The sequence below is a fragment of the Streptomyces blattellae genome, from assembly GCF_009709555.1.
Taxonomy (GTDB): Bacteria; Actinomycetota; Actinomycetes; order Streptomycetales; family Streptomycetaceae; genus Streptomyces; species Streptomyces blattellae.
On the sequence record NZ_WJBG01000218.1, the window covers coordinates 45,471 to 58,670 of the forward strand.

Below are 13,200 nucleotides of genomic sequence, written 5' to 3' on the forward strand. Positions count from 1 at the left end.
TCATTCTCCCGCTCCGCCGTGCGGACTCTGCACCGGGTGGGCGGTGCGGTCCTCCGCAGCGCGCAGGTCGCCCTGGATCTGGTCCACCGCCGCGTGGGCGCTCGCGATGCATGCCGGGATGCCGACGCCGTCGTACTGCGCGCCGCACACCGCCAGGCCCGGCAGCTTGGCGATGTGCTCGCGGATGCGGGCCACGCGCGCGTGGTGGCCGACGGGGTACTGGGGCAGGCCGTCGTCCCACCGGGTGACGCGGGTCTCGACGGGGGTCGCGTCGAGTCCGGTCGCCGCCTTGAGGTCGTGTCGCGAGACCTCGACCAGCTCGTCGTCGGCGCGCTGCAGGATCTCGGTCTCTCCGTACCGCCCGACGGAGGTGCGCAGCACGACGAGGTGCGGGTCCTGGCCGGCGATCCAGCCCCACTTCTGCGAGGCGAACGTGGACGCCTTGATGGTGCGCCCGTCGACCGGCGGCACGAGGAATCCGCTGCCCTCGGGGAGCGCGGTCTCCGCGCGGCGGTAGGCGAGGGTGACCAGCGCCATGGAGGCGTACTCGACGGCGGAGAGCTCGGCCGCGGCGGCGGGGGCCTCGGCGCGCAGGAGGCCGGCGGCGGCAGCGGCGGGTACGGCGACGACGACCGCGTCGGCGTGCAGCACCCGGTCACCGGCGACGACCCGCCATTTCCCGGAGGACTCCCGGCGCAGCTCCGTGACGGCCGTCCCCGTGACGATCTCACCGCCCCGCTCCCGCACCGACTCCGCCACCGCGAGCGGCAGTCGGCCCACCCCGCCCTCGATGCCCATGAAGACCGGCCCGGTCTGCTGCGCGGCTGCCGCCTTCGCCTGGATCTCGCGGACCCCTTGCGTGAGCGAGTGGTGCGTCCGGGCCGCCTGGAAGAGCTGGGGGACCGCCGAGCGCATCGAGATGCGGTAGGCGTCGCCCGCGTACACACCACCCAGCAGCGGTTCCACCAGGCGGTCCACGACCTCACGGCCCAGCCGCTCCGCCACGTACTCCCCGACGGCCACGTCCTCCCCCACCTCGGTGCGCGGCAGGTCGGCGTCGCGCTCGATGCGGCGCAGGCCTTCGTCGGAGAGCACGCCGGTCAGCACGGAGGCGGTGCCGGGGACGCCCATGACGTGGCCCTTGGGCATGGGGCGCAGGGCGCCGCGGGTCCAGATCGCGGCGGACGCGGTGGCGGGCGGCTGAAGGCGGTCGGCGAGCCCCACCTCACGGGCGAGGGCCACCGCCTCGGGGCGGCGCGCGAGCATCGACTCGGCGCCGAAGTCCACGCGCGCGCCCGCGATCTCGCCGGGCAGCAGCTTGCCGCCGACCCGGTCCGACGCCTCCAGGACGGTCACTCTCGCTCCCCGCCGCACCAGTTGGTGGGCGGCGGCCAGCCCGGCAACGCCCGCACCGATGACGACGACCTGCCCGGCTCCCGCAGGAGTCTCCGTTTCGCGCATGTCCCCAGCCTCTCAGACCCCACTGACAGTCCGTTCGCGCCCCCGGTGGCCGGCACGAGTCCCGACCGTGACCTCCTCGGGACCTTTTCCGGCCAACGTCCCGGTCCGCCCCGGCGTCGAAGGAACGTCAGCCGTCACCGACCCCCGGGGGTAGCCGCACATGCGCATACGACGATCCGTACGACCGGTTCCGGCGCTGGCCGGCATCCTGCTGGCCGCAGCCTTGGCGCTCGCCGGCTGCAGCGGCGCGGGCGACAGCGCCGGCAGCGACAGCGGCGGTGAGGCAGCCGCCGCACAGGACCGGCGCCAGGAGGGCGCCGGGGGCGGCGAAAGCGACGCGGGCGGCGCCAAGGCCTCGGCCCCGCCCCGGCTGTCCACGAGCCGCATCATCCGCACGGCCTCGCTGACCGTGCAGGTCAAGGACGTTCCGAAGGCCCTGGACGAGGCCCGTACGACCGCCGAGAACGCGGGCGGCTACGTGGGCGACGAGACCACCACCCGGGACGAGAAGGGCAACGAGCGCACCCGCGTGATCCTGCGCGTGCCCGTCGACCGGTACGAGGAGGTCCTCGCCGGCCTGGAGGGCGCGGGCAAGCTGCTCGACCGCACGGCGAAGGCGCAGGACGTCACCGAGCAGGTCGTCGACGTGGAGAGCCGCATCACGTCGCAGCGCGCCAGCGTCGTCCGGATCCGCGAGCTGATGGACCAGGCGACCAAGCTCAGCGATGTGGTCACCCTGGAGGGCGAGTTGAGCACCCGCCAGGCCGACCTGGAGTCCCTCCTCGCCCAGCAGGCGTCCCTGGAGGACCGCACCAGCCTGGCCACCCTCACCCTCTCCCTGTCCGAGACTCCGGTGAAGAAGGCCGCCGAGGACGACGACCCCGGGTTCCTGGACGCGCTCGCGGGCGGCTGGGACGCGTTCGTGACGATGCTGCGCTGGATCGGCGTGGTGATCGCCGCGGTGCTGCCGTTCGCCGTGGGGGCGGCGCTCCTCGTACTGCTGTGGCTGCGCCTGATCCGCCCCCGGCTGCCGCGCCGCCCGGCCCCCGCGCCGTCGCCCGCGATGAGCGCGCTGGGCCCGATCCCGACGGCGCACCCGGCACCGGAGCGCCCCCGCGGAGAAGACGAGGACTGAGCGGACGGGCTTGAGATGCCCGGCCCCCGTAGCGTGTTCGCATGAGCATGAGCGCTGCACGGAGTGCACGGACCGCACGGGAACGACTGGTCGTGATCGGCGGCGACGCCACGGGCATGTCCGCGGCGTCGCAGGCCCGCCGCTTGAAGGACCCGGACGAGCTGGAGATCGTGGCCTTCGAACGCGGCCACTTCACCTCGTACTCGGCGTGCGGCATCCCCTACTGGGTCGGCGGCGACGTGCCCGAGCGGGACCAGCTGATCGCCCGCACCCCCGAGGAGCACCGCGCCCGCGGCATCGACCTGCGCCTGCGCACCGAGGTCACGGAGATCGACGTCGCCGAGCGGCGGGTACGCGCGCGTGACGTCGATTCCGGCGCCGAGTCCTGGACGTCGTACGACAAACTCGTGATCGCCACCGGCGCCCGCCCGATCCGCCCGGACATGCCGGGCGCCGACGCCCCCGGCGTCCACGGAGTGCAGACCCTCGACGACGGCCAGGCCCTCATCGACACGCTGGCACGCACGCGTGGCCGGCGCGCGGTGGTCGTCGGCGCGGGCTACATCGGCGTCGAGATGGCCGAGGCCCTCATCAACCGCGGCTACGAGGTGACGGTCGTCAACCGCGGGAGGGAACCCATGTCCACCCTCGACCCGGACATGGGCCGCCTGGTGCACGAGGCCATGGAGGGCCTCGGCATCACCATGGTCAACGACGCTCAGGTCACCAAGATCCTCACCGGGGCGGACGGCCGCGCCCGGGCCGTCGCCACGGACGACGCCGAATACCCGGCCGACGTGGTGGTCCTGGGCATCGGCGTCCGCCCGGAGACCACCCTGGCCGCACGGGCGGGCCTGCCCCTCGGCGCCCACGGCGGCCTGCTGACCGACCTCTCGATGCGGGTACGCGGCCACGCCGGCATCTGGTCCGGCGGCGACTGCGTCGAAGTCCTCGACCTGGTCTCCGGCCAGGAACGCCACATCGCCCTGGGCACCCACGCCAACAAACACGGCCAGATCATCGGCACCAACGCCGGCGGCGGCTACGCCACTTTCCCCGGCGTCGTCGGCACCGCCGTCAGCAAGGTCTGCGACCTGGAGATCGCCCGCACCGGCCTCCGCGAAAAGGACGCCCGCCGGGCAGGCCTCCAATTCACCTCGGTCACCATCGAATCCACCAGCCGCGCCGGCTACTACCCCGGCACCAACCCCATGACGGTGAAAATGCTCGCCGAACGCCGCACCGGCCGCCTCCTGGGCGTCCAGATCGTGGGGAGGGAGGGCGCGGGCAAGAGGGTCGACATCGCGGCTGTGGCCCTGACCGCCCGGATGACGGTGGAACAGATGACGGCCCTGGACCTGGGCTACGCCCCGCCCTTCTCCCCCGTCTGGGACCCGGTACTGGTAGCGGCCAGAAAGGCTGCGAGGGCGGTGGAGCAGCATCCCTAGGGGCGCGGGGACCTACGGCGCACCCCGGAAAATCAACCCGTCCCGTTGATCCGGTCGATAGCCTGCCGGGCCTGCTCCGCCGGCGGCCTGGCCGGCAGGGACGAAACCGACGCCGACGCCACAGCCGCCGGCTGCTCCCCGGAGGGCCTCGCATGCGCGGCATTCCGCGCGGACCGCAACCGATGGCTGACGGCCTCGTCGAACGTCACCGGCCGCTGCATCTGCGCCGCCAGCCGCCCCGCCTCCTGGCCGAGCCGGGCAATGTCCTCCCAGGGCAGATGCAGCACCAGGGAAACTTCGGCCTCACCGTCGGGCAGTGCCTGAATCGGAGGAGTCACTCGGTCGTTCATCGCCTGTTCCTCACGTCGTCCCCGCGAAGCGCCATTCCGCGGGCGGTTGAAGTGACATACGCACGCGGGCACGGCGGCGTTCACCGATTCGCCGCCCTTATCGGGGGCACTACTTCCTTGTGGTCATCCCCGTCCATGACGTGAACCCGGTGCGCCGCACCCCTTGGGTGACGTACGCGCTGATCGCCGCGAACGTGGTCGTCTTCATGCTCACACCGGGCGTCGCCGGTTCCGTGGCCGGAGACGGCAGCCTGGCCCAGCTCTGCCACCTCCAGGCCTACTTGGACCAGTACGCGGCGGTGCCGAGAGAGCTGATCCACCACCAGCTGCCCCAGTTGGTGCCCACCGGTGAGGTCGCCGTCGGCCCGCGGGGACCCGGCTGCGTCGTCGGCCCGCCCTCCTACGACAAGTCGCCGGAACTGAGCGTCCTCACGGCGATGTTCCTGCACGGCAGCTGGCTGCACCTGCTCGGCAACATGCTCTTCCTGCTGATCTTCGGCAACAACACCGAGGACCGCATGGGCCATGTGCGGTTCACGCTCTTCTACGTCGTCTGCGGCTACGCGGCGTCGTACGGCTTCGCGCTCCTCAACGCCGACTCCGGCGACCCGCTGATCGGCGCGTCGGGGGCGATCGCCGGGGTGCTGGGCGCCTATCTCGTGCTGTACCCCAAGGCCCGCATATGGGTCCTCGTGCCCTTCCTGATCTTCCTGCCGCTGCGGCTGCCCGCCTGGCTGGTGCTGGGCTCCTGGTTCGTGCTCCAGGCGGTGTACTCGTCCGGCGAGGGCATCTCCGACGCGGGCACCGTGGCGTACGCGGCGCACATCGTGGGTTTCCTCGCCGGCATGCTGCTCGCCTGGCCGCTCAAGCCGGGCACCCCGCCGCCACCGGAGCCTCGGGGCCTGCTGTTCGGCAGGCGGGCGCGGCCCCGGCACACCTGGTGAGTCAGCGGGCGGTGTGCGTGTGGACGTACTCCACGAGGCGGGTCAGCGTGTCCGGGTCGGTGTTCGGCATGACGCCGTGGCCGAGGTTGAAGACATGCCCCTCCAGGCCGGCCGCCGCGTCGAGGACCTCGCGGGTCTTGGTCTCGACGGCTTGTGTGGAGGCGAACAGGACGGTCGGGTCGAGGTTGCCCTGGAGCGCCTTGCCGGGGCCGATCCGGCGGGCGGCCTCATCCAGCGGGATGCGCCAGTCGACGCCCACGACGTCCGCTCCGGCCTCGCCCATCAGGCGCAGCAGCTCGCCGGTGCCGACACCGAAGTGGATGCGCGGGACGCCGTACTCCGCGACCGCCTCGAACACCTTCGCCGAGGCGGGCATGACGGAGCGCCGGTAGTCGGCGGGGGCGAGCGCGCCGACCCAGGAGTCGAACAGCTGGACCGCCGAGGCGCCCGCCTCGATCTGGACCCTCAGGAACGCGGCCGTGATGTCGGCGAGGCGGTCGAGCAGGTCGGCCCACAGCTCGGGGTCGCCGTACATCATCGCTTTGGCGTTCTCGTACGTCCGTGACGGACCGCCCTCGACGAGGTAGCTCGCGAGGGTGAAAGGGGCGCCGGCGAAGCCGATGAGCGGGGTCTCGCCGAGTTCGCGCGTGAGCAGGCCGATGGCCTCGGTGACGTAGCCGACGTCCTCGGGGGTGAGGTCGCGCAGCCGGGCGAGGTCGGCGCGGGTACGGACCGGCCGCTCGACGACCGGGCCGACGCCGGGCTTGATGTCGAGGTCGAGGCCGATCGCCTTGAGCGGGACGACGATGTCGCTGTAGTAGATCGCCGCGTCCACGCCGTGCCTGCGCACCGGCTGGAGGGTGATCTCGGTGACCAGTTCGGGCCGCGTGCAGGACTCCAGCATCGGGATGCCCTCACGCACCTTGCGGTACTCCGGCAGCGAGCGTCCGGCCTGCCGCATGAACCACACCGGCGTATGCGGCACGGGCTCCCGCCGGCACGCCTTCAGGAAGGCGGAGTCATACGTCGCTGTCGGCTGCTTGCCCGCAGGGCTGTCATTGACGCTCACGACGGAAAGTCTCGCACGCCGCACTGACGGCCAAGCTCGGGGGAGCGACAAGCCTCCACCGGCCCGCAACCCGCCCCAACGACAGCCACCACCCCTCCCCGTAGGCGACCAAACCAATCCAGGCAAGGGTGTCTACCCTGCACCCAGCCCCCGTTCCGCTTAATCTGCACCGCATGGCTGCGGCTCAGGGACAACTGTCGGACGGCGCTGGCGGAATGGACGACGCGAAGGAGGACGCTGGGCATACCAACACGGCTCCCCCACCCTTCCGGGCCGCGGTCGACGCGCTGCGCACAGCACGGCTGCGGCCGCAGGTCGAGGTCGAGCCGACGCGCGCGCCCCAGCGCCTGGCCCCCTTCGCGCATGCGCTGGAAGCCACGGTCGTCGACGGCGAGCAGGATCTGGCCGACGGCCGCCTGGTGCTGCTGCACGACCCGGCCGGACACGACGCCTGGCGGGGCACCTTCCGGCTGGTGACGCTGGTGCGCGCGGAACTGGAGCCGGAGATGGCCGCCGACCCGCTGCTGCCGGAGGTGTGCTGGTCGTGGCTGACCGGTGCGCTGCAGGCGCGCGGACTGACGTACGACGAGCCGAGCGGCACCGTCACGCGCGCGAGCTCGCACTACTTCGGCGGCCTTGCCGAGCGCCCGTCGGCCTCGCAGATCGAGATCCGCGCCTCCTGGACGCCGCGTGAGGGCCTGGGCGGCGTCCCGGACACGGCGGCGCATCTGGCGTCCTGGTGCGATCTGCTCGCCCAGGTCGCGGGCCTGCCGCCGGCCGGTCCGGGCGACGCGTCGGTGGTGACGCTGCCGCAGCGACGGGGGCCGCAGTCACGCTGACGGCCACCCCAACGACCGAGGCGCCTCTCTCGTTTTGTCGATACGACCACTTTCAGTCATCAACGGGCCCTCGAACGAACCGATTCGTTCATCGAGCGATCGACAGTCTGTCCGAATTGCCCTGATTGTTACTCACTAGATCGTGATCTTTCTCTAAAGAAACAGAGGTTTAGTGCCGAAGACGACTGTGACCTAGAAGTCGTCCCCGCACCCAGGAGGCCTGGTGTCCGTTCTCCTCGAGCAGCCCGCAAGCCTGGTCGCCTACCGCCCGAACAAGCCGACCGCCATGGTGGTCGTGGCCGATCCCCGCGTCCGCTCCACCGTCACCCGCCACTTGTGGGCGCTCGGTGTGCGCGACGTCATCGAGGCCTCGTCCATCGCGGAGGCTCGTCCCCGCATCGGCAACCCCCGTGACATCTGCGTCGCCGACGTCCACCTGCCCGACGGCTCGGGCCTCACCCTCCTGTCGGAGACCCGCGCCGCGGGCTGGCCCAACGGCCTCGCCCTCTCCGCCGCCGACGACATCGGCGCCGTACGCAATGCCCTCGCCGGCGGCGTCAAGGGCTACGTCGTCACCGGCACCCGTACGACGGTCGGGCTCCCCACCCGACCGGGCGCCGCCCCCATCGGCGCCGCCGCCGCCCGTATGCACCGCCGCCCCCCGGGTGCCCCGAGCCACCCGGGCGGCTACCGAGAGCTGTCCGGCCGTGAGGTCGAGGTGCTGCGGCTGGTGGCGGAGGGCCAGTCGAACAAGGCGATCGGCGTCTCGATGGGCCTGTCCGCCCTGACCGTCAAGAGCCACCTCGCCCGTATCGCCCGCAAGCTCGGCACGGGCGACCGCGCCGGCATGGTCGCGGTGGCCCTGCGCACCGGAATCATCCACTGAACCCGCATCGAGCTGTCATATTCACACTTGTGAACCCTTGCCCCTTAAACGGAACCGGTCGCCGGTCCCGCCCTACCAACCCCATGCGTCGTGAACCGGATCTTTCACCGACCTGACTGGTTTACGACCCTCAAGCGCCCGTCGACGGAACGTTCCGTCGACGGGCGCTGTCCATACACAGATACCCTTGACATGTGACCGACGCCCAAGAGACCGCAGCAGACAGCTCACTGCGAACCACCGGAGGCGCCCCTCCGGACGACGGCGGATCTTCTGTTACGGGGGCGCCGAACCCTGAACCGACCCCTTTGCTGGAGCCGCGTGACGGTATTCCGCCGGTCGTCGCCGACGACGCCGCGCTCGCCGAGGTGATCGCCGCCTTGGCGGCCGGCTCCGGCCCCGTCGCCGTGGACGCCGAGCGTGCCTCCGGCTACCGCTACGGACAGCGCGCCTACCTGGTCCAGCTGCGTCGCGAGGGCGCGGGCACCGCGCTGATCGACCCGGTGGCCTGTCCCGACCTCTCCGGCCTCGGCGAGGCGCTGTCCGGCGTGGAGTGGGTGCTGCACGCCGCCACACAGGATCTGCCCTGCCTGAGGGAAATAGGCATGGTGCCGACGCGGCTGTTCGACACCGAGCTGGCCGGGCGGCTCGCCGGGTTCCCGCGGGTCGGGCTCGGCGCGATGGTCGAGGGCGTTCTCGGCTTCGTCCTGGAGAAGGGGCACTCGGCCGTCGACTGGTCCACCCGCCCGCTGCCCGAGCCGTGGCTGCGGTACGCCGCGCTCGATGTGGAGCTTCTCGTCGACCTGCGGGACGCGCTGGAAAAGGAGCTGGACCGGCAGGGCAAGCTGGAGTGGGCCCACCAGGAGTTCGCGGCGATCGCGGCGGCGCCGCCCGCCGAGCCGCGCAAGGACCCCTGGCGCCGTACGTCCGGGATGCACAAGGTGCGGCGGCGTCGGCAGCTGGGCGTCGTGCGCGAGCTGTGGCAGACACGGGACCTGATCGCGCAGCGGCGGGATGTCTCGCCGGGCAAGGTGCTCAGTGACGCGGCCATCGTGGAGGCCGCGCTCGCGCTTCCGGCCAACGTGCACGCGCTGGCCGCTCTGAACGGGTTCGGGCACCGGATGGGGCGGCGGCAGCTGGAGCAGTGGCAGGCGGCGGTGGACCGGGCGAAGGCGCTGGCCGACGCGCAGTTGCCGCAGCCCGGTCAGCCCGTCACCGGGCCGCCGCCGCCACGCGCCTGGGCCGACAAGGATCCGGCCGCGGCTGCCCGGTTGTCCGCGGCTCGGGCCGGGGTTTCGGCGCTGGCCGAGGAACTGAACATGCCGCAGGAGAACCTGATCACGCCGGACACGGTGCGGAGGGTGTGCTGGGAACCGCCGGTTCCGGCTGACGCCGGGGCGGTGGGGGCGGCCCTGGCCGGGTTCGGGGCCCGGGCCTGGCAGGTTGAGCTGGTGACTCCCGTGCTGGTGGAGGCATTGTCGGCCAAGGCGCCGTAGGCGGTCGCCGCCCCGCGCCCTGGAGGGTCGCGCCCGCACCGCTGACTTCGATGTGACCTTCACCGCTCCCCCTGCCGGGGGTGTGCAGCTACGTTACCCACAAGTAGCATGGGTCTGAGCGCACGCTCAGCGCTTGCGTGACGCAGCAGTGCAGATCCCGCATCTCTGGAGGAGAGCCATCGTGCCTCGTACCGTCAGGGACGTCGTCTTCGTCGACGGCGTCCGCACCCCGTTCGGCAAGGCGGGCCCGAAGGGCATCTACCACGAGACCCGTGCCGACGACCTCGTCGTGAAGGCGATCCGGGAGCTGCTGCGCCGCAACCCCGGTCTCGACCCGAAGAAGATCGACGAGGTCGCCATCGCCGCGACCACACAGATCGGTGACCAGGGCCTGACCATCGGCCGTACGGCGGGCATCCTCGCCGGTCTGCCACAGTCGGTGCCCGGCTACTCGATCGACCGCATGTGCGCCGGTGCGCTGACCGCGGTCACCACCACCGCGGGCTCCATCGCCTTCGGTGCGTACGACGTCGTCATCGCCGGTGGTGTCGAGCACATGGGACGGCACCCCATGGGCGAGGGCGTGGACCCGAACCCGCGGTTCGTCAGCGAGAAGCTGGTCGACGAGTCCGCCCTGTTCATGGGCATGACCGCCGAGAACCTGCACGACCGCTACCCGGCCATCACCAAGCAGCGCGCCGACGAATACGCCGTGCGCTCGCAGGAGAAGGCCGCGAAGGCGTACGCCAACGGCAAGATCCAGGCCGACCTGGTCCCGATCTCGGTGCGCCGGACCGCTGCAGTCGACGGCGGCTCCGCCGCGGGCTCGGCCGGGGAGACCGGCTGGGGTCTGGTGACGGCCGATGAGCCGATGCGTCCCGGCACCACCCTGGACAGCCTCTCCGGGCTGAAGACGCCGTTCCGTGTGCACGGACGGGTCACCGCGGGTAACGCGGCCGGTCTGAACGACGGCGCCACCGCGTCGGTCATCGCGAGCGAGGACTTCGCCCGCGAGCACGATCTGCCGGTCAGAATGCGCCTAGTTTCGTATGCGTTTGCGGGCGTCGAGCCGGAGGTCATGGGCTACGGCCCGATCCCGGCGACCGAGAAGGCCCTCGCGAAGGCCGGTCTGTCGATCGAGGACATCAACCTCTTCGAGATCAATGAGGCCTTCGCCGTACAGGTCCTGGCCTTCCTGGAGCACTACGGCATCGCGGACGACGACGCGCGCGTCAACCAGTACGGCGGCGCCATCGCCTACGGCCACCCGCTGGCCTCCTCCGGCGTCCGGCTGATGACGCAGCTGGCCCGCCAGTTCGAGGAGCAGCCGGAGGTCCACTACGGCCTCACCACCATGTGCGTCGGCTTCGGCATGGGCGCCACGGTGATCTGGGAGAACCCGCACCACAAGGACGCCGGAGGCAACAAGTGAGCACCACCGCTGAGCTCCTGAAGGGCGCGGCCGAGCTGTTCCCGGACGAGGTCGTCACCCAGGCGCACGTACGCCACCTCGACCTGCCGTACGGGGCCGGCCGTTTCGCGCTGATCACGCTCGACAACGGTTTCGACCACACCAAGCCGACCACCTTCGGCCCGGCCTCGCTGGCGAACCTCGACGCCGCCCTCGACCAGGTCGAGGCGGAGGCCGCGGCCGGTGACATCGTCGGAGCCGGTGTCACCGGCAAGCCGTTCATCTTCGCGGTCGGCGCCGACCTCAAGGGCGTCGAGCTGCTGAAGGAGCACAAGGACGCGCTGGCCATCGGCAAGGGCGGCCACGAGGTCTTGGGGCGCCTCGCGTCCCTCGCCGTGCCGACGTTCGCGTACTACAACGGCGCCGCGATGGGCGGTGGCGTCGAGGTCGGTCTGCACTGCACGTACCGCACTGTGTCCGCGGCCCTGCCCGCCTTCTCGCTCCCCGAGGTCTTCCTCGGTCTGGTCCCCGGCTGGGGCGGCTGCACCCTGCTGCCGAACCTGATCGGCGCCGACAAGGCCGTCTCGGTGATCATCGAGAACTCGCTCAACCAGAACAAGCAGCTCAAGGGCGCGCAGGTCTACGAACTGGGCATCGCCGACGCGCTGTTCGAGGGCGCGGATTTCCTGGAGCAGTCCCTGCTGTGGACGGCGTCCGTCCTCAAGGGCGAGATCGTCGTCGACCGCCCGGTGATCGACCGCGGTGAGGCCTGGGACCAGGCCGTCGCCAAGGGCCGCTTCATCGCGGACGGCAAGGTGCACGGGGCCGCTCCGGCCGCCTACCGCGCCCTCGACATCATCGCCGCCGCCAAGAACGGCGACCTCCAGCAGGGTTACGACGCCGAGGACGCGGCGCTCGCCGACCTGATCATGGGTGGCGAACTGCGCGCCGGCATCTACGCGTTCAACCTGGTACAGAAGCGGGGCAAGCGCCCGGCCGGTGCGCCGGACAAGAAGCTGGCCCGCCCGGTCACCAAGGTGGGCGTGGTCGGCGCGGGCCTGATGGCCAGCCAGCTCGCCCTCCTCTTCCTGCGCCGCCTGGAGGTGCCGGTCGTGCTGACCGACATCGACCAGGAGCGGGTCGACAAGGGTGTGGGCTACGTCCACGCCGAGATCGAGAAGCTGCTCGGCAAGGGCCGTATCAACCAGGACAAGGCCAACCGTCTGAAGGCCCTGGTCACCGGTGTGCTGGACAAGGCCGAGGGCTTCGCGGACGCGGACTTCGTGATCGAGGCCGTGTTCGAGGAGATCGGCGTCAAGCAGCAGGTGTTCGCGGAGGTCGAGGCGGTGGCCCCGGCGCACGCGATCCTCGCCACCAACACCTCCTCCCTCTCCGTCTCGGAGATGGCGTCGAAGCTGAAGAACCCCGAGCGGGTCGTCGGTTTCCACTTCTTCAACCCGGTCGCGATCCTCCCGCTGCTGGAGATCGTCCGCGGTGAGCAGACGGACGACGCCTCGCTGGCGACCGCGTTCGCCGTCGCCAAGAAGCTGAAGAAGACCGCGGTTCTGGTCAAGGACGCCCCGGCGTTCGTCGTGAACCGCATCCTCACCCGCTTCATGGGCGAGATCCAGAACGTCATCGACGAGGGCACCCCGGTCGAGGTCGCGGAGAAGGCGGTGGAGCCCCTGGGCCTGCCGATGTCTCCTCTCGTCCTCCTGGAGCTGGTCGGTCCCGCGATCGGCCTGCATGTCTCACAGACCCTCAACCGGGCTTTTCCGGACCGCTTCACGGTCTCCCCCAACCTCGCGGCCGTCGTCAAGGCGGGCAAGCGCGGCTTCTACATGTACGACAGCGGTAAGCCGGAGCTCGACCCCGAGGTCGCCGCGCTGCTGAAGCAGGGCGATGTCGTCCTGACCGAGGAGCAGGTACGGGCGCGCGTCCTGGACGCGGTGGCGCAGGAGATCGGGCTCATGCTCGACGAGGGTGTCGTCGCCGAGGCCCAGGACATCGACCTCTGCCTGATCACCGGCGCCGGCTGGCCCTTCCACCTGGGCGGCATCACGCCGTACCTGGACCGTGAGGGCGTGTCGGAGCGGGTGAACGGGAAGCGGTTCCTGGAAGCGGGCGTGGCCAGCGTCCCCGTATGACCGCAGCTGATGCA

At 71.3% G+C, this 13,200-nt stretch carries 11 protein-coding genes; 8 read left to right on the forward strand and 3 right to left on the reverse strand.

All coding sequences use genetic code 11. The features are described 5' to 3' along the window. The gene (gene hemG / locus GFH49_RS30930) at positions 1-1,461 is read right to left on the reverse strand and encodes a protoporphyrinogen oxidase (RefSeq protein WP_155059368.1); all 1,461 of its coding nucleotides are present in this window, start codon (positions 1,459-1,461) and stop codon (positions 1-3) included. Positions 1,462-1,621: 160 nt separating this feature from the next. Between hemG and GFH49_RS30935 the strand changes: the two genes are divergently transcribed. Both GFH49_RS30935 and GFH49_RS30940 read left to right on the forward strand, forming a co-directional pair. Continuing rightward, positions 1,622-2,596: a DUF4349 domain-containing protein gene (locus GFH49_RS30935; protein ID WP_155059369.1), complete on the forward strand. Its 975-nt coding sequence runs from the start codon at positions 1,622-1,624 to the stop codon at positions 2,594-2,596. A gap of 41 nt (positions 2,597-2,637) precedes the next feature. Continuing rightward, positions 2,638-4,044 (forward strand): FAD-dependent oxidoreductase, encoded by a 1,407-nt coding sequence (locus GFH49_RS30940; protein WP_196218174.1) that lies wholly within the window; start codon positions 2,638-2,640, stop codon positions 4,042-4,044. Between the two features lie 32 nt (positions 4,045-4,076). On the opposite strand, the gene GFH49_RS30945 is transcribed toward GFH49_RS30940, so the two are convergent. After that, on the reverse strand, positions 4,077-4,394 hold the full coding sequence (locus GFH49_RS30945; protein WP_155059370.1) for a hypothetical protein: 318 nt from the start codon (positions 4,392-4,394) through the stop codon (positions 4,077-4,079). Between the two features lie 119 nt (positions 4,395-4,513). On the opposite strand from GFH49_RS30945, the gene GFH49_RS30950 reads away from it, so the two are divergent. Beyond that, positions 4,514-5,338 carry a rhomboid family intramembrane serine protease gene (locus GFH49_RS30950; RefSeq protein ID WP_155059371.1) on the forward strand — a complete coding sequence of 275 codons (825 nt, stop codon included), beginning with the start codon at positions 4,514-4,516 and terminating at the stop codon, positions 5,336-5,338. A 1-nt stretch (position 5,339) separates the two neighbouring features. Here the strand turns inward: GFH49_RS30950 and hemE are convergent, their stop codons facing one another. Further along, the gene (gene hemE / locus GFH49_RS30955) at positions 5,340-6,407 is read right to left on the reverse strand and encodes a uroporphyrinogen decarboxylase (protein WP_155059372.1); all 1,068 of its coding nucleotides are present in this window, start codon (positions 6,405-6,407) and stop codon (positions 5,340-5,342) included. Between the two features lie 173 nt (positions 6,408-6,580). Between hemE and GFH49_RS30960 the strand changes: the two genes are divergently transcribed. The 5 genes from GFH49_RS30960 (at position 6,581) to GFH49_RS30980 (ending at position 13,186) form a co-directional block, all read left to right on the forward strand. Continuing rightward, on the forward strand, positions 6,581-7,246 hold the full coding sequence (locus GFH49_RS30960) for a DUF3000 domain-containing protein (protein ID WP_155059373.1): 666 nt from the start codon (positions 6,581-6,583) through the stop codon (positions 7,244-7,246). 223 nt (positions 7,247-7,469) lie between these two features. Then, positions 7,470-8,132: a response regulator transcription factor gene (locus tag GFH49_RS30965; protein WP_155059374.1), complete on the forward strand. Its 663-nt coding sequence runs from the start codon at positions 7,470-7,472 to the stop codon at positions 8,130-8,132. Positions 8,133-8,326: 194 nt separating this feature from the next. Continuing rightward, the gene (locus GFH49_RS30970; protein ID WP_155059375.1) at positions 8,327-9,628 is read left to right on the forward strand and encodes a ribonuclease D; all 1,302 of its coding nucleotides are present in this window, start codon (positions 8,327-8,329) and stop codon (positions 9,626-9,628) included. Positions 9,629-9,809: 181 nt separating this feature from the next. Then, positions 9,810-11,060, forward strand: a complete 1,251-nt coding sequence (locus tag GFH49_RS30975; protein ID WP_155059376.1) for a thiolase family protein — start codon at positions 9,810-9,812, stop codon at positions 11,058-11,060. Continuing rightward, entirely contained in the window at positions 11,057-13,186 is a 2,130-nt protein-coding gene (locus GFH49_RS30980) for a 3-hydroxyacyl-CoA dehydrogenase NAD-binding domain-containing protein (RefSeq protein WP_155059377.1), read from the forward strand. Before GFH49_RS30975 ends, GFH49_RS30980 begins: the two co-directional genes overlap by 4 nt. Positions 13,187-13,200 lie beyond the last annotated feature (14 nt).